Here is a 17,677-nt window from a genome sequence, read left to right as displayed (position 1 = left end):
TTGTAATTTTGTAATAACTAATTAATTTATAAATATATGAAGATAAGAAAAGTCAAATGGGCAAATCACCCCATATTGGGGAATTTAGAACTAAATTTTATAAACCCAACTACAAATAAACCATATTCTACTATTGTTTTAGCAGGAGAGAACGGTACGGGAAAAACTACAATATTAGAAACACTCAATACTTTTTTGAGCATTGGTAGTTTTGAACCTTTCAATGCAATTGAATATGAAATAGAAGGTAAACAATACATTTTGACACCATCAAACATACCGGGTTCACTCAAAACGTTTTTTACAAGATATGATGTCGAGAATGAAATTTCAGAAAACATTCACAGTGACCGGAATAATAATTCAAACTCTATTCAATCAGATAATAAAGATCCAAGATCTTATGGAAGTGTATTTTCCAGACCAAGGGCAGATTATAAAACAAACAAAATTGAATCTGTAAAAACAAACGAACTTGATAAAAACAAGTATGACTCGGATAATGATGATAATTTCACATCATTAAAACAACTAATTGTCGACGTTCAAAATCAAGACAATGAACGATATAGTGATATTAATGACGAACGTCAAACACAGAATTTGCCAGCAATGACAAAAGGTGAATTTGAACAAATTTCAAAAATATATCGTTTCAAAAATGCATTTAACAACTTTTTTGACAAAATTAAATATAAAAAAGTGTCTAATAAAGCAAATGAAAAGGTTGTATTATTCGAGAAGAACGGAGCTGAAATTTCATTAGATCATTTAAGTACGGGAGAAAAACAAATTGTTTTTAGAGGTGCATACCTCCTTAAGAATCTTTCTCTTCTTAATAATTCTACAATAATGATTGATGAGCCAGAATTGAGTATGCATCCTAAATGGCAAGAAAAGATTCTTCAATATTATAAAACTCTTTTTACGGATGATGCTGGAAATCAGATTGTTCAATTATTTATAGCAACACATTCAGACCATGTACTTAAAGAAGCTTTTAGGGATCAAATTAATACTTTGGTAATAGTTCTTAATGAAAGTAATGGAATAATTCAAAGTAAACATATTATTGCTCCTAATATTTTGCCTTCAATAACTATTGCAGAAACTAATTTTCTTGCATTTGACATAGTATCCAATGATTTTCATATAGAACTATATGGTTGGCTACAACAGAAAGAAAGTTTAACAAGTATAGCCGATACAGACAATTTCATCGTGTCCCATCCACTATATAATCCATTATTACATGAAAAAATATATACCCATCCTAATGGCAAAACAACATATCATTCACTATCGACATATATAAGAAATGCTATTGATCATCCAAGCACAACTACCGTCTTTTCACCTGATGAGTTGAGAACATCAATAGAATTACTGATTAATATATTAAGATAATCTATAATATATATCAAAGAACAAGAAAATGGGGCTTAACTAATTCTATTTGGTCAGCCCCATAATTTTATTTATATATTTCCAGAAATCCCATCAAAAAAGCATCAGGAAAGATAAACTTCTTTTCTCCTATTGTAAATCTGACATAGATAAACTTCTCATTTTTATTGATTTTTACGACTGTTCCTTCGCCAAACTTCTTGTGAACTACAGTACTATCAACCGCTAATTTCTCAAGTTGTTTTTTGATATCACTATCCTCTTTCGTTGATTGCAAAGATAGTGACTGCGCAGTAGAGGGCTCATTTACAGGGTGAGATTGTACAATTGGTATAGAATTAGGTTGTAAGGTCTTTGTTGTTCCTTGTTCAGTTTGTTTTTTATTGACTGTTTCAGTACCTTTTGAATAGGAATCAGAATCTACCTTTGTCATTGAGGATTGCTGATTGTAGAAGAGTTTTTCATACTGCTCCTTGCGGATGGTAGTATCCCAGCCACCTACTTCGTCTGCTATATGCCTATTGATACCAGTATATGTCAGACTCGCATCTTCATAGCGTTTGAATTTGAAGATAGCGTCGTTCATCAGCGGTGCATTAAATACACCGAGTGAACAGAGCATATTAAAGTCCTCGACACTTAAACCTGTAACTTTCTTGAACAGACCTGGCTCCAACTGTGTAATGACATCCTTCAGGCATCTTTCACGGTAGTCAGTCAAATACATAAATACAGGAATACGAGTAGCAAACTTTATCAGTTTCTTTTGAATCTGTTTGCGTTTACTCTTCATTTCCTTTTCCTCTTCAGAAATTTCCTTTTTCTCCTTTGAGGTTGGATTGGGATTTTCTTTCTTTGCCTTTTTAACGGCCTCGGATTTATTGATGATGGTAGTAAGGTCATTGTTCAGGTTACGGAACCCTTCTATATTCATCAAGGCTTTCATGGCTTCAGGACTCGCAAGCAAACGTTTCAGCGTATCATTGTCTACATTTACAAGCAGGGCTGATTCCCACCGTTTTGCCAATAACGTAGCCGAAGTTCCTGCCAAAGCGATATCCAAGATGTCTTGTGCATCAACTTCTTTCATGCTGCTGCCATCATAAGCCAGCACAGGAAGAAATTTTATGAACTCACCGACTTTCGCCTCTGGGTTGGATTCATTGATATCCAGTCTACAACTGTAATCGGATATTTGCCGTAACGCTCTGTCAAGGGCAAAGTCAAAGACATAGCATTCATTTTTCATTATGACACGTCTTCCATCCTCATCCTTTACTTCCCATGGACTCTGAACTCTAAATGCTGCCTGAAAATATGTTTCCGGACTTTTCAAATTACGGAGCATGAATATCCCAGTCCAAGGCTTCACGGTAACACCTGTTGTCAGTTTGCCACAAGTCAGTGTTATTGTCTTTGTCCTAAGAGGATCTCCCATATTCGCCTGAACCGGATACAAAGCATCCAGACCAATTCCGGCTGCAGTTCCAGCACATACTATCACTTTGTAATCGTGGTAAAATTTGTTTTGCCGTTGAGCAAGCAGATTTGCCATAGCAAAACAAGATGCGACATTAGGCAGAAACCAAATTGTGTGTGAAAGTACATTGAGCAATCGAGTATCACTGAATGGCATTGGAGGACGTTTATCCTGTCCTAATTTCATGTCATCTACACTAGCTGGAAGGTATGAACCACGAATAAGATTCAGCCATTTCTGTACCTCGTTCTCATATTTGAATCTGGCATTTGCACCTTTGCCTTCTGCTGCGAAAAACACATTCAGGTCAAACTCATCAAACTCACCTTGCTTTGCTACTTCCTGTATTTCATCAGGCATACGGTAAGTAAGCATTACCATTCGTGGCAGGGCCAGATATGGATTACCACTACCTTTCCATTCCGTTTTGGCTCGCTGTTCATCAGAATAAGTCCAGTTAAAGATCTGTTCCTCTATAAATTCTCCGGTATTGATGGCTCTAAATGGTGTTCCTGAGAGAAATAGATAATATCGTGTTGAAATAGGAAGCCATGTTTCATTGATGGCATTGCTCGCTTCATCTTTCTGATATTTTTCCGCATCAAAATCTACCTCATTTTCTTCATCTTCCTTTTCAAACAATTCCTTTGCTTTCTCTTTCCAGGCTCCGAAGTGATATTCGTCAAATATTACCAAATCCCAATTTGTCGAATGGATAAACTCATTCTTGGTCTTTATACCTCCATTTTCGTTTGTGCCAAGCAAATCTTGAAATGAACCAAAAACGACAATAGGTCTTGATTTATCCGCACGATTAAACTCTTGGTCAATATTCAGGTTATTGTTGCGGGCATCTTTATTGGATATGTACTGCCATCCTTCAAAATCGATATGGGATACAAGATCTTCTCTCCAAGCCGATTCTACAGCAGGTTTGAATGTAAGGATTAAAATCCGCGACAAACCCATTTTCTTTGCCAGCTGATAACTGGCAAATGTTTTCCCGAAACGCATTTTGGCATTCCATAAAAACTTTGGGGTGTGGCCAGGTTCTTCTTTGAGAGCTTGATCAAAATATTTTTTAGTCTGTTCTACTGCACGAGACTGTTCAGGACGCATTTTGAAATCTTGCGTTCTGTTCTCCTTATTTTCCAAACCTGCACGAAGGGATAATATAGCTGCTTCAACATCAGATACTGAACATTTGAACCACTCATCGGTTTTATCAAGAGGATTCAATCGATGACAACCTTTGCTTTCAAGAATCTTGTGTATATCCTTATCCGTAAAACAAGAACCGTCATTAGCCATTGCTGATTCCACTAATACAATCTCATACTTGATTTTACTCGTGTGCAACTGTTCCTCAATACGTTCTTTAGCACTACGATCAGTATAACCGATTTTCAAATATCCTTTATGTGAATTTACTTCAGGCAATCTGTAGGCATATATTGTCGGAGTAACAGCAGGTCGTTGGGGGAAGAAGTTTTTTTCCATAAATTACTTCATTGGTCGTATCATTGATTCAATAAACGTGATCTCTTCTTTTGTTAGTCCATACTTAGCATACAACTCTTCATCAGTCCAGGATTTAGAATAATCTTGAATAGGAACAAATGCAAAAACGCCTTTAGATATATTTTGAGTATTCTTTATTAGAGACATCATAAATCTAAAGAACCTTGTGGTCATATATGAAATAAGGTTTTGACCTTCAATCTTGTTATTAACAAAATCTACAATCAAATACGTTTCTGTGCAGACTGTATTTACATCTGCATATAATGGAGTAGAAATAATGCTGTGAGGATATTCATCTCCACCAGGACTAGCTTTTGAAACCAATACTTTCTTTTTGTCTTTCCAAGCAATATTTTTAGTTATATATCGTGGTTCTATAAATACTTGTTTCTGAGAAGATTTACTTCTATCGCTACGAAATAGAGTTATATTTGCTTTGCTTGATTTTTTTAATTCATAATTTTCAAAATTCGAAGGTATTCCAAACGGCAACCTCGATTGCACTCGGTTATCCATTGTTTCTTCTTTAAAACTGCGTACTTTATTTAAGATAGAGATAGCTTCATTGTACCTAATAAAAGTTGTTGAATTACCTTCAAGTAAAGGTCTTTCTATAAAAGATGTAACAATGTTACCTTTATGGTTGTAAATTAGACAATCCCCTTTTTGATCCCTATCCCATAAGAAATAACACACTCCGCCACGAATGTTAATTCCTGGGAAGCAATCAGATGTTTCTGGGAAATCATGAATTATGCGTAGATGTCTGTCATTCAGCATTTCATCTCTAAAACTATCAAGTCCTTTACCACCTGAATACCATCTTGCGGGAATAATCATCGTTAGATACCGAGGATTAAGCTTTATGGCGTTTTTAACAAACTTATCATATATAGGAGTGGCACTACTGCCTTCTCCTCCTCCATCATTCATTTGATAAGGTGGATTGCCTATAATCACATCAAATTTCATATTGAATACTTTGTGTATATCTAAGTTGTGGATAAATTGATAAGCGTGGGTTTCAAGTTCCGTTCCACGATCATATTCATTTTTCGAAGCCCCGCAATAGATACATTTACCATCTTTCCAAGTATGTCTAATACGTTGGAAGATTATATTTCCTTGAGGCTTTTCTTCAGGAAACTGATATACTGAAAACTCTCCACTCGGATATTTACTACAATAAACGCTTCGACGAGAAAGTAAACTCGTGAGTTCTGTAATAGCAATACCAAAGAGTTGCTTTGAAAATATGTGCTCTATACGTTTTTCAAGATCAGGAATTTGTTTTTCAAGCCCTTTTATCAGTCTTTTGGCAATTTCCCGTAAAAACACACCGCTTTTGCAGCAAGGATCAAGGAATGTCGTATCGGGATTTTCAAACAACTCTTGCGGCAGCATATCAATAATCTTGTTAGCCAATTCCGGTGGGGTAAACACCTCATCATTGCTAAGATTTGCAATACAAGACAGCACATCAGGATTATATACATTTTGAAACAAACTATTCTCCATAATCCTGAACCTTTTTATAGTGAGTGATATATCTGCTTAAGAATATGCCGCCCTCTTCTTTTTGATCTTCTGTTAGGGCAAAGAGGTTTCCGTCACTATTATCGTTGTAAAGAAGAAGATCTGACATAGTATAGTCAGAGCGCTGCATCTGAGTACCACCGATCAGTGTCCATTCTGAAAAGACTATGGGAGCTGTAGTATCGTTGCCATCAGCATCGACACACATCAGTGTTAGCGCATTTCCGTTGATGATATTTCGGCTGATAATAAACTTAGCCGCTTGACGAGCTTCGTCCGAAGCCTCGGCTTTACAATGGTCGGTGTATTCTTCATTCCAAATTGAGAATAAGCGTTCACGACAAGCATATACATTGTCGTTCATTATATCTACACCGTACAAACTGCCTATGGCTACGATCGCTTGCTTTTCGTAGTCACGGGGGCTCTTCTTATATTTTCTTCTTAATTCTGCGAGTTTACGTCTGAGTATGGCAGAAAGGAAGTTCCCGTCACCACAAGCTGGTTCCAGAAATCGGGAATCCGGTCTCAAACACTCATTTTTTACAAGATCCAACATCGCGTTTACCTCACGCTCTGCTGTGAATACTTCACCTCGTTGTGCAACTCTTTCTTTAGACTTTATCTGATTCATATTCCATCTTACTAAATCCCTCTACGTAAGAGGTAGTATAACAGATGGAATATCCTGGTTATCAGTTGTTATTTAAGTCTCAAAACTCAAATCTGATAAATAATTCTATGTTTTTGAACATTGCAATATGCTTTTATTGGCTCTTAAATAGTAACAGTTGCTATATTTTGAGTAATTTCGCAGTAAATTATGTCTCTCTTACGTAGAATGTGATTGTTTTACTAAACACTTCATATGGTTCTACAAATCCTTTAATATCTGTTCGTTAGCTTTGTCTACTACGGAGTTATCCAATGAGGCCAGATAAATTTGTGTGGTAGCCTCGGAATCATGTCCCATTCCTTCTCTGATGACAGAAATAGGAATATTCTTGCCTTTGGCTGCGCTTGCCCATGAATGACGGGCACAGTACATGCTTAGAGGAACGGATATATCGGCCAGTCTGGCTATTTCTTTCAGGTTCCGGTTTATTCCAGACATGACATTCCTGTAATGCTTGTGCGTATCCTTAAAAGGATATTTCAATACCGGCAAAAGATAAGGATTGAGGCTGTCTTCCGGGTATTTGCCGACAATCTCCTGCATACATTTTTCCCACCTGATAACCAGCTGCTGCCCGGTCTTTCGTCTGCGATACGATAAGAAGCCGTTCTGAAGATCTTTCTTTTTTAAGTGAGCCATATCTATGAACGACATGCCACGGGTATAGAAACTGAACATGAACATATCCCTTGCAAATTCCAGATTAGGCTGTAAGGACAGGTCCAGATTCTTCATACGCTTGATGGCGGATAAGGGAACTGCACGCTTGACGGTCTTGTCCACTCCCGTATAGACATGCCTGAAAGGATTGCGCTGTTCCATCAGTTCCTTTTCCAGGGCACGGTTATATACCGCCCGAAGGATACGCATGTAGAATGAACTGGTATTCCGTACGGCTCCTTTCCCATGAAGGTAGGCTTCATAAAGCTGCATCAAATCCGAATCGATTTCGGACAGCAGAACATCCCTGTCCCCTCTGAACTGCATGAAACTTTTCAGAGTACAGGAATAATTTTCAGCCGTGCGTATCTTGCCCATCTGTTTTAGACGGGCTATGATGCCCTGCATGAAGTTGAAAAACGACTGTCCCTCTGTATTGCTTTGAAAAGAAGCGACAATATCATCTGCCGTATATCCGGCTTTCCGGTTATCCAGTTGTCGGATAATCATGTCTAGCCGCTTCAGGTCCCATTTCATGCGTTCCTGCAAGGAAAGGAGCAGATTACTTCGTTCCGAACTACCGATAATAATACAGCTTCCAGCTTCGTTCCATTCATCCATAAATATCCGGTAATCCGTCTTTAACTGACGGATTACACGGTTCTGGATAATCTGATAATAGACGGTACCTTCCTTTCCCTCTATGGTGGAAGGTCTGAATTTCACTTTGACACTGGCCATGGGCTTACTTTTTAGGTTCGTCCGTAATAGACTTGTCCTTGATGGACTTCGCCTTTGTGTTCAGTTCTCTCGCGGCCTGTTCTTTCAGTCGTGCCTGCTCAGTCAGAGTAGCTTGTCTCTGTACCGCTTCCTCGTAGGCTTCCACGTCCTCATGCATCTGTTCTATCCTTTCGTTATCCCGGTTCGGTCCAAAGAGTTTCTCAAGTTCCACAAGTTGTTCTGGGGTAACCTCTCCTTTCATCTTGACATAACGATATTTCAGATCATTATCGGCCTGCACGTTATCTGTCCTCACCGAAAAATAGAGAGCCACGGACAGAATCACGATTGTCGCGAACATCACGAAAAAACTCCCGAGGGTGTATGGGGATTCTAAGCTCAGGCTGAAATGATGGTTGATGTTGCTTGTCTTGACGGCATTCTTTCTGATTGTGTCATTGGTCTCACAAAACAGGGCTTCCACTTTCTCCTGGTGCTGACGCTGTTCATTCCGCATTTCTGACAAGACCTGTCCAAGTCTTTCCTGTGACGAGCTCTTCCTGTCCATGGAAACCATATCGTTCTTGATGGCGGCAAGACCCTCGCACACGCGAGCCAACAATTTGCGAAATGTCTCATGATCTTTCCGGACTTCATTCAGCACGGACTCATCCTTTTCCTTTTCATTGTTAACTGTCGGGCTATTGCCTTCCGGCAAGGGGACGGATAACCCGTTGATTTTATTCTCTATTCTTTCCAGGCATCCGAAGATGCTCTCGATACATTCTTCCATTTTCATATTCCTACAATTTTAATGTTAATGAATAATTTGAATGAGAAAGGACAGGCTACAACCCGAATCCTTTCCTCCTTTTCTTTTTCCTGCGTCTGCGCAAGAGTTCTTCCTGAGGCAACGGCTCTTCGGGAGCGGTACCATTTGTAGGACTGAACAGTCCAGGTCCTGTACTTTCGAGAAGATGCCCTCCGTCCGGTATTCTTTGCTGCACCTTACGTTCGGATTCCTGTTGGGATTCAGAAGTCTTCCAACCCAGTCGGGCATTCAGTCTGACAAAGCTGAACTCCCGGCTGATTTGCGAAGCCTTGAAGGTCTGCCCGTCCTTAGTGAACCGGATTCCCTGTATGTCCTCCGGCCTTTTTATCTCCCGGGTACGCTTTACAAATTCCAGCCTGATGCCCCGGCGAAGCAGATAATCGTTGAACTCTTTCCATGTTCCGGAGTGCTTCAAAGCCGCCTTGACGGCATTGAAGATTTCGTATTTCACACGCTCCGAAGCATGGAGTTTCTCCACATTAGTCTTGCCCTTGCCCTCGGCATATGTCAGCCCGTACTTGTCCTTAAGCAGTTTTGTGGCGATTTCATTACGCTTGTAATCGCCTTGAGAAGAGATTACCTTGCCGTCATATCCGATGCGGTTGTAGACCAGGTGGCAGTGCGGGTTGTCCGTGTTATGGTGTCTTACCAGAATAAACTGAGTGTTTTTTATCCCCATCAGTTCCATGTATTCCTGGGCTATTTTAGCCATAAATTCATCCGTCAGCAGTGCCTTGTCCTCCGGCTTGAAGCTCAATGCGATGTGCCCGACAGGCTGTTTTATCTTCGGATTAAGCTCACGCTGGTAGTTAAAACTGGCCGTTATTTCTCGGATATTTTCCAGCAGTACGCCGTCGGAGTCGATGATTTCCGCGTTGTCCTTCCCCATCACGTAACGGATACAGCCGCCGAAGGATTTCCCTTTCTTGATCTTTCCAATCATGACGGCCTTCTTTCTCCGTGCCTGTACCGAATAATAATCTCCTTGAGCTTCTGCAGGAGTTCTGTCACCGTCCTTTGGGTACGGTGAAATCCGGCCTGATGGGACAGCCTGGTCAGCTGGTTCAGGTTGTTCGCCATACCCGTAAGACTGCGTATGACGGCAGTTTCCTCGGCAGAGTGCCTGGCTGTTATCGTCGTCTCAAAGGCTGATACGCGGAGAAATTCCGCCAGCGTGAGGTTGGCCTGTCTGCTGCGTCGGCATAACCGTTCATAGTCTATCTTGGAGAATTTCACTGTAACGGCTTTGCTGAGTTTGCACACTCCGCTTACTTTGGGGCGCCCCCTCGGTCTGTTTTTCTTTTTGTCATTCATATTTCCTCTGTTTGATTTTTGATTATTCTTTTTCTCACAATCTGCGACCATCGGGAGCGGATTGCCTCCACTCTTCGGGAGTGGAGCGAGGTTTTGCGGGTCGCGAATGTCGGCTGCGCTCGGCAAATGATGAGGAACTCATCTTTGCACTCGCTGGCACGACATTTTCGGGATGCCCGAAAGATAACCTCGCTAACTCCCAAAACTGAAGTTTTGTCCGTTACTCCGCCTGGGCGGCTGCAGACTGTCTGAATGCTATAATACTTGAAGTCAGTAAGTCTGTCATTCAGGAAAATATCACAGTTTTCTCCACTGCTCGAAGTCTTCCGAGTAGATTTCAAGATGTTGCCGGGCGATGTTCTCAAGCAGTCCTGAAACGCTCATTTTACGTCCTCCCAACCTGCGGACAAACTCGTCCAGCCTGTCACGTACCTCACCGCTAACAAACACGGGCTTGCGGTCTTCGATTCTCGGAACCTGAAGAAAGGCTTTCCGGTATTCGTCCAGGGAAAGTTTCCACTGCCTGTTGCTTATACGGCGCTGAAATGCGGGAATGGCTTCCTCTTTTCCGGTTGACGGTTGCAGGGGCTCGAATGTGGAGTCGGTCTGTTCTACCGTTCCTTCTGACTTCTTTTCTCCGGTATCATTCAAGGATGATTCCAAGGCAGTTTCAATGTTGCCATCTGACGGGAGTATGAATGACATGTCCGTACCTGTCATAGCCTCCCATTCTTCTTTGGTCAATTTCTTTTTTGTTACCATACATTTTTGATTTTAATCGGTTTACTCACTGGTCTCGGTGCGCACCTCGACTCATTGTTGTGAGCAAAGGAAGTGTGTATAGTAAACAGAATCAAGCAAATGGAGATACCGTGGCAATTATGTTACCCTATGCACAATACCGATTGGACAGTCAGTGCTGCCTGCTGTGATTTGCCGGAGTGATTTCTACATACCGGATTGTTCAAGCAAATTCTGTTTATGAAGAAGGTTCATGGTATGCAGTTGATATGTAACATGATGTCATTCCGGGTAACACATCGCCACCGGTCTGAAAATCCATTGCAGTGTGATTTCTACTGCTTTTATTTGCAGTGGAAACAGGATAAAACGGTCACATTTCCATCCGAAAATGGACGATGAGACATGATGGTATATCGGCTGTAAGAGACCTGTTCTGTTCCGGAATGAATATATGTTTAACTGAAAATAATGAAGACAATGGAAATCATCAGCTTTGAAAAAAGAACTTTCGAGGAGATAGCCGCCAAGCTGGATCGGTTCGTGCAGCGGGTGGAAAGTCTGTGCCGTGAACACGGCGGAAAGAAAACAGGTGAATGGATGGACAACCACGAGGTCTGCCGCAGGTTGCGTATCAGTCCGAGAACCTTGCAAACCTTGAGGGATAACGGAACGCTTGCCTTTACTAAAATTGGGAACCGGACTTACTACCGTCCTGACGATGTAGAGCGTGTGGTCGGAAATGTGGAGGAGAAACGTAAGGAAGCCCGTTGGAAAGGCAAGACCATTTGAACGAGTTTCAAGAATAATGTATAACCCAATATCAAGAGCATATGAGTAATGAAATCAGAGAAAAGGACCACGAGTGGGTAAAGACGTTCCACTCGAATTTCGACAGGCTACTGGCCTTGCTCGAAAAGTTGTTGGAAAAACGGCAACCGTCTGCATATGGCGATGAACTGCTGACAGACAAGGAAGTGGCATATCTGCTGAAAGTGAGCCGGAGAACCTTGCAGGACTACCGAAACAACGGTATTCTGCCTTACACACAGGTAGGCGGCAAGATTCTCTACCGGGCTTCTGACATAGAAAATACACTGATGAAAGGGTACAAGGAAGCGTACCGACTTAATGAATAAAATCGGTATCACTCTATTGGAATCTGTATCACTTATCAAACAGGTGGGTGATACAGATTCTATTTGTTTTATTGTAAAAGGTAGGGAGAAAAGCAAATAAAGTGGGAAGAAAACAATGAGAAGTAGGGAGAAAAATATATATTTGTGAAAAATAGGAGATAATATGCAAACCGAACTTGAAAAATTGATTTCCCTTTATCGGGAATTGGAAATAGACAAGCAGATAGATTATGACAAGTTCTATTTGTATTCACTCATTACTCATTCCACGGCTATCGAGGGATCGACTATAACAGAGCTTGAAAATCAAATCATGTTCGATCAGGGAATCAGTCTGAAAGGGAAAAGTATCACGGAGCAGAACATGAACCTTGATCTTAAAAACGCTTATGAGACTGCCATAAAACTAGCTCATGCACATACTGATATCACTATTGATTTATTGAAAAGTCTTTCTGCTCTTGTCATGAAAAATACCGGACAGGAGTATAAGACTGCATTGGGGGATTTCTCATCTGCACAGGGAGACTTACGCCTGTTGAATGTTACGGCAGGAGTTGGAGGTAAATCGTATATGAATTACAGTAAAGTCCCAGTAAAACTCGCGGAATTTTGCAATTGGCTGAATCAAGAACGAAAAAATTATGCAAGCAAAAGTGTTACACAATTATACGAACTCAGTTTTGATACCCATTATCATTTGGTGACTATACATCCGTGGGCTGACGGTAACGGCAGAATGGCACGTCTTGTAATGAACATGCTTCAATTTGAGTTTGGATTGATTCCGACCAAAATCCTTAAGGATGATAAGGAGGAATACATCAAAGCATTGGTGGAAACCCGGGAAAATGAAGATTTAAGTATATTCCGGAATTTTATGACAGCCACTATGGCGAAGAATCTTGCTTATGACATTGAAACTTATCGTAAGTCCATTGAAGATATTCCGGAGAGTGGGGAGAAACGGACAGAAAGTAGGAAGAAAAAGGTGAAAAGTAGGGAGAAAATTATTGCTCTGCTATCTCAAGACAATTCATTAAGTGCAGCTGCCCTTGCCGAGCGGATAGGCATAACCCCTAAAGCTGTGGAAAAGCATATTGCCAAGATGAAGGCAGAAGGAATACTCAAGCGTATCGGACCGGATAAAGGCGGACACTGGCAGGTCGTAGAAAAAACGGATTGATTTTTCTGGAGGGAGCGCAGTTTACCGCCTGCCCATTTTATTTGTGTTTCTAAAAAACAGCCTTTCCAAAATGATTAAAAAAACAGCATATAGTATTAGGCCCTATTTGAACCAATCTATATGCTGTTTTGTCTTTTTATTCTGACTTTTCCGTCAGTCGCTTGTTTCCGCTGCCGTCGGCTTCCATTGTACAGACGTGAAAGGGAAAAGGTTTTCGGGCTGAATACGCTCTGAAAGAGGAAGATTCAGCCCGAAACGGCATAGCCGCCAGACCTTTTCGCTTTCAATAGAGTCTGTACTAACTTCTATGGACGGCAGAGGGAACGGGCGGCTGATTGCAAAAGTATAATTAAAGGACTTTATCTTCTTATTGTCAAACGAGAAAATAGAATCTACAATGATTTAATCATGAATATATGGCAAGTTCTATTTAAAAATTATTATCTTTGTCAATTATATTTAGCAAATTATGAACAAAGACTATATAACAGAAAAGAATACAGATCTTTCTTTAGAGGAAATGTATAAAAATATTATGGAGGGTTTTCCATCTAAATCATTTCAGTTATCCTCTAATCTAAATAATAAGGATAGATACAAACAATATTCTGTTTGTGATTTATCTAAGTACGAAACAGTTTTATCATCAAACATTATTATTAAAGATTAGTATTATGCCTAGTTGGAGCGAAATTTTAACAGAAGTAGATTCATATTCCAATGTAGGAGTAGAATTAGATAAAAAGCGTAAAGAATTTTTTGACAAGATACACGATATAACTGGTAGAAATGTAATTGCGTATTATTCAGGATGGCTGAAAAAGCCTGATGCACCACATGTCGGCATTGATGACCAAGATAAAAATGCGTTTATGACTGCTGTCTATAAACTAGACAAGACAAAAGGGTTAGACTTAATTTTGCATACTCCTGGTGGAGATATTGCTGCTACAGAAAGTATTATCACTTACTTGAAAAATATTTTCAAAGGAGATATCAGGGCGTTTATTCCACAAATTTCGATGTCTGCAGGAACAATGATGTCTATGGCCTGCAAGGAAATAATTATGGGGGAACAATCTTCTTTAGGGCCGATCGATCCGCAAATGGGTATATATGCTTGTCAAGCTGTAGTAGATGAATTCAAACGGGCAGTAAAAGAAATTGCAGCTAATCCTGCGTCATTAGGATTGTGGCAAGTCATAATATCGAAATATGATCCTACGTTTTTAACGGCATGTGATAATGCGATAAAATGGTCCGCTCAGTTAGCAGAACAATGGCTAAAAGAAGTTAATCCTAATATAGATTTCCAAAAAGTAAAAGATGTCTTTTTGAATCACAATAATAGTTATTCACATAGTAGACATTTATCTAAACAAGATTGTAAAAATGCCGGATTAAATATTGTGGATCTAGAGGAGAATCCCCTATTACAAGATGCTGTTCTTAGTTTGCACCACTGCTATATGATTCTATTTGATAAATTTACTATTTCCAAAGTTGTAGAGAACAATATTGGAGGACGGTATATGCAAAATTATAATGCAAAATAATCATGTAAGGGGGAGGTAATCCCCCTTTTTATTTCATAGACTTTAAATATCTGAAAAAATGGTTATTAAATCTCGATATATTTTTTGTATAAAAAACATTTTTACGTCTCTAAAGTCTTGTCACTTGCCATCTTGTGTAATTTATAATCCATCATCTTAATATACTTTTCATGATTGATATTGGCAGTAACAATCAAAGTCCTCAGAAAACAACGGGCTTTAATGAGTGAAAAGGTTTTCGGGCTGAATACACTCTGAAAGAGGAAGATTCTGCCCGTAATGACAAAGCCGCATGACCTCTTCGCTTTCAATAGAGTCTGTACTAACTTCTATGGACGGCAGAGGGAACGAGCGACTGTCCGAAATTGTCCTTTTGTCTTCGTTTCATCAGCTTGTCCATGTCCTCGGATATTTTATCATCGGTTACTTTGGCATATCCTTGTGTCGTTTTAATACTCGTGTGTCCCATCATTTTACTTATACTTTCTATCGGGACACCTGCAGAAAGCATCAAAGTGCCGAACGAATGCCTGCTGGCGTGATAGCTTAAATTCTCCTTTATACCAGCCACGATACCTATCTCATGTATGCAGTACCATAACATGTCACGTTTGGGCAATGGGAATATTGGTCTGCTTTCATCCGTTGTGTTATACAGTGCCAATATCTGTCCAGCTATGGGATGAATAGGTATGAATGACTCCACATCAGTTTTCTTACGGTTGATACGGATGTATCTTCTTCCGTCCAGAGTTATCCCGATATGTGAAGGATACAGCCGTTTAACATCAACGTAAGACAATCCGGTGAAGCAGGAAAAGATGAAAGCCCTGCGTGTAAGTTCCTGCAATCTTTCCGGCATGGGCTGTTCCATAATCCTTTGTAACTCAGCCCTGCTTATATGTTTCAATTTGCCTGCAGGCCTTTTCTCGTAAGGAACATCCGCAAGCGGGTTGAAACGGAGAACCTCCCTGTCAACGGCAATATATATCAGTCTGTTCAGCCATGTAAGACAATGGTTGATGTGACTCGCACCACAACCTTTTCCCTTCAAGTAAAGTTTGTATTCCCAACCGAAATCTTCTGTAATGTCTTCAAAGGCTATGTCATTCTTCCCAATAGAAAGCAGGAACTCGTGCAGGTATGCCTGAGTAGACTTTGACTGACGGTAAGATGAGGTAGAATTTATCGCTACGGAACGGATTCTCAACCTTTCACGTTCTTCTTCTCCGGCTTTCAAGAGAGTTACAGGAACAGTCCCTACACATGTTATTTCGTTTTTCAGCATTTCAGCTGTTATCATACCCGTTTCCTTTAACAAGTTCGTGTAAGAAGTCTCAAGCCTTGCCCGTAGGTCTGCAAGAAGACCATTTGTCCTTCCATCTTTTACCGTTCTGTTTTTGGTATTCCAACATTCAGGATTGCAATAATATCCGGTAGTAAATACACTGCTCTTGCCGTCAATTGTGATACGGCACATGATGGCTGTAGTTCCATCAGCTTTGACCTTTCCACGGTTAATATAGTAAAGAATAGAAAATGTACTTCGCATTGTTTAATATTTTAAGGGTTACAGAATCAGTTCCAGGTCTTTTGTCGCCTCGATATATTTGTCCATGTCCTCAAAAAGTTTTTTGGTAGTCACACGGGCATACACTTGGGTAGTGCCTATATCCGCATGTCCCAGCATCCTGCTGACAGTTTCAATCGGCACACCGTTTTCCAATGTCATAAGGGTCGAGAACGAATGTCTTCCCATGTGGTATGACAAACGCCCTTTTATCCCAACTTTCATCTTAATGCTTGTAAGACACCATTTCAAAGCCTGGTAGGGTATGACAGGGAACAAGGTAGACCTTGTCTCATCCTTGTACTTTTCAATAAGAGCCACGGCTTCTGGCAACAGCTTGACACGGCACAGTTGCCCGTTTTTGCCTCTTCGGTATTTCAACCATGGCGCTCCCTGATCATCCTTGGATAAGTTATCAGGAGTAATTGCAACCACGTCAACATACGAAGTCCCGGTGTAGCAGGCGAAAAGAAACATATCCCTGACTATATAATGTTCGGGACGACAGCCGGTAAGTTCTATATCTCTTATCTTTTCGAAATCATCCTTGCTCAATGCTCTCGGGGGTGTCTCTTTCTGTTTGGGCAGCTGGTAGTGTTCAAAATAGAATTTGTCCGAATGTCCTTCCTTGAACGCGATACGGCAAATCTTTTTCAGTATGGCCAGATAGTGACGCACAGTCTGGACTCCCAGTCGTTTTTCAATTACAACATATTCCTGAAATTCACGGATAAACAGTTCATTAAGCTGGCAAAAGGCAAGGTCTGACACATTGAACCTGCAGTTTATGAATTCTGCAAGACGGTTACGGGTATAAATATAGTTTGGAAGTGTACGGTGGGATATGTCTATCCCCACACGGGATTTCACTTCCTCGATATGCCTGTCGAACAGCTTAAGCAATGTCATTTGGGTATCTTTGCTGCCTTGAAGCATTTCTTTTACATCAGTTGCATTAAAATCATTTTTCCGTTCCACGAGAGAGTCAAAGGCTGCGTTTACAGCCAATAGCAACCTGTCGATTTTTGCATTGGTTTCTACCGCTTCTTTACTTTTCCCATTCAACCGACTTTCCCGTGGATTCCATAACTCTGGAGTACATGACAGCTTGCAACTGAATTGCGCCATCGTGTTGTTCACCGTTATTCGTCCCATAATTGGAGCCTTTCCGAACTTGTCAAGACTGCTCTTTTTCAGGTAGAGCAATACTTTGAATTTTTCTACTTTCATACGCTTATTCTTTAATTGCAAAATTACCTAATTTATAAGCGTTCTTTGATGTGCAAAATATTGACAACCAGTGAATAATAGCCCCTCGTGATAGTTTCTGTACTCC

16 protein-coding genes are annotated in these 17,677 nt (G+C 40.4%); 6 read left to right on the top strand and 10 right to left on the bottom strand.

Annotated features, from left to right (window positions below):
- Positions 1–36 precede the first annotated feature (36 nt).
- Positions 37–1,407 (top strand): AAA family ATPase, encoded by a 1,371-nt coding sequence (locus B5G09_RS04180; protein ID WP_087404168.1) that lies wholly within the window; start codon positions 37–39, stop codon positions 1,405–1,407.
- A 67-nt stretch (positions 1,408–1,474) separates the two neighbouring features.
- Here the strand turns inward: B5G09_RS04180 and B5G09_RS04175 are convergent, their stop codons facing one another.
- The 8 genes from B5G09_RS04175 to B5G09_RS04140 all read right to left on the bottom strand — a co-directional run bounded on the left by B5G09_RS04175 (position 1,475) and on the right by B5G09_RS04140 (position 10,911).
- On the bottom strand, positions 1,475–4,387 hold the full coding sequence (locus tag B5G09_RS04175) for a GIY-YIG nuclease family protein (protein ID WP_087404167.1): 2,913 nt from the start codon (positions 4,385–4,387) through the stop codon (positions 1,475–1,477).
- A 3-nt stretch (positions 4,388–4,390) separates the two neighbouring features.
- Positions 4,391–5,929 carry an Eco57I restriction-modification methylase domain-containing protein gene (locus tag B5G09_RS04170; protein WP_087404166.1) on the bottom strand — a complete coding sequence of 513 codons (1,539 nt, stop codon included), beginning with the start codon at positions 5,927–5,929 and terminating at the stop codon, positions 4,391–4,393.
- Positions 5,919–6,581: a restriction endonuclease subunit M gene (locus B5G09_RS04165; protein ID WP_087404165.1), complete on the bottom strand. Its 663-nt coding sequence runs from the start codon at positions 6,579–6,581 to the stop codon at positions 5,919–5,921. The genes B5G09_RS04170 and B5G09_RS04165 overlap by 11 nt, the downstream gene beginning before the upstream one ends.
- 240 nt (positions 6,582–6,821) lie before the next feature.
- A complete protein-coding gene (locus B5G09_RS04160; RefSeq protein ID WP_087404164.1) occupies positions 6,822–8,024 on the bottom strand; it encodes a site-specific integrase in 1,203 nt (400 codons plus the stop codon).
- A 4-nt stretch (positions 8,025–8,028) separates the two neighbouring features.
- Positions 8,029–8,802, bottom strand: coding sequence for a hypothetical protein (locus B5G09_RS04155; protein WP_087404163.1), 774 nt, complete (start codon positions 8,800–8,802; stop codon positions 8,029–8,031).
- Positions 8,803–8,851: 49 nt separating this feature from the next.
- Positions 8,852–9,778, bottom strand: a complete 927-nt coding sequence (locus tag B5G09_RS04150; RefSeq protein WP_087404162.1) for a relaxase/mobilization nuclease domain-containing protein — start codon at positions 9,776–9,778, stop codon at positions 8,852–8,854.
- Positions 9,775–10,149: a plasmid mobilization relaxosome protein MobC gene (gene mobC, locus B5G09_RS04145; RefSeq protein WP_206384415.1), complete on the bottom strand. Its 375-nt coding sequence runs from the start codon at positions 10,147–10,149 to the stop codon at positions 9,775–9,777. Before mobC ends, B5G09_RS04150 begins: the two co-directional genes overlap by 4 nt.
- A gap of 297 nt (positions 10,150–10,446) precedes the next feature.
- Positions 10,447–10,911, bottom strand: a complete 465-nt coding sequence (locus B5G09_RS04140) for a DUF3408 domain-containing protein (RefSeq protein WP_087404161.1) — start codon at positions 10,909–10,911, stop codon at positions 10,447–10,449.
- Positions 10,912–11,361: 450 nt separating this feature from the next.
- Here B5G09_RS04140 and B5G09_RS04135 point away from each other — a divergent pair, with 450 nt between their 5' ends.
- The 5 genes from B5G09_RS04135 to B5G09_RS04120 all read left to right on the top strand — a co-directional run bounded on the left by B5G09_RS04135 (position 11,362) and on the right by B5G09_RS04120 (position 14,771).
- Complete coding sequence (locus B5G09_RS04135) at positions 11,362–11,682, top strand: helix-turn-helix domain-containing protein (protein ID WP_087404160.1); 321 nt, start codon at positions 11,362–11,364, stop codon at positions 11,680–11,682.
- Positions 11,683–11,723: 41 nt separating this feature from the next.
- Complete coding sequence (locus B5G09_RS04130; RefSeq protein ID WP_087404159.1) at positions 11,724–12,029, top strand: helix-turn-helix domain-containing protein; 306 nt, start codon at positions 11,724–11,726, stop codon at positions 12,027–12,029.
- Positions 12,030–12,192: 163 nt separating this feature from the next.
- A complete protein-coding gene (locus B5G09_RS04125) occupies positions 12,193–13,215 on the top strand; it encodes a Fic family protein (protein WP_087404158.1) in 1,023 nt (340 codons plus the stop codon).
- Between the two features lie 469 nt (positions 13,216–13,684).
- Positions 13,685–13,885, top strand: coding sequence for a hypothetical protein (locus B5G09_RS13840; protein WP_143256474.1), 201 nt, complete (start codon positions 13,685–13,687; stop codon positions 13,883–13,885).
- 4 nt (positions 13,886–13,889) lie between these two features.
- A complete protein-coding gene (locus B5G09_RS04120; RefSeq protein WP_087383685.1) occupies positions 13,890–14,771 on the top strand; it encodes a serine protease in 882 nt (293 codons plus the stop codon).
- A gap of 322 nt (positions 14,772–15,093) precedes the next feature.
- Here B5G09_RS04120 and B5G09_RS04115 read toward each other — a convergent pair whose 3' ends face one another.
- A complete protein-coding gene (locus B5G09_RS04115) occupies positions 15,094–16,323 on the bottom strand; it encodes a site-specific integrase (RefSeq protein ID WP_087404157.1) in 1,230 nt (409 codons plus the stop codon).
- Between the two features lie 18 nt (positions 16,324–16,341).
- Complete coding sequence (locus B5G09_RS04110; protein ID WP_087404156.1) at positions 16,342–17,571, bottom strand: site-specific integrase; 1,230 nt, start codon at positions 17,569–17,571, stop codon at positions 16,342–16,344.
- Between the last annotated feature and the right edge of the window lie 106 nt (positions 17,572–17,677).

Origin of the sequence: Alistipes sp. An54 (genome assembly GCF_002159375.1) — a bacterium.
Lineage (GTDB): Bacteria > Bacteroidota > Bacteroidia > Bacteroidales > Rikenellaceae > Alistipes > Alistipes megaguti.
The sequence above is the reverse complement of the archived record's forward strand: the minus strand, read 5'-3'. Positions and strand labels throughout refer to the sequence as shown.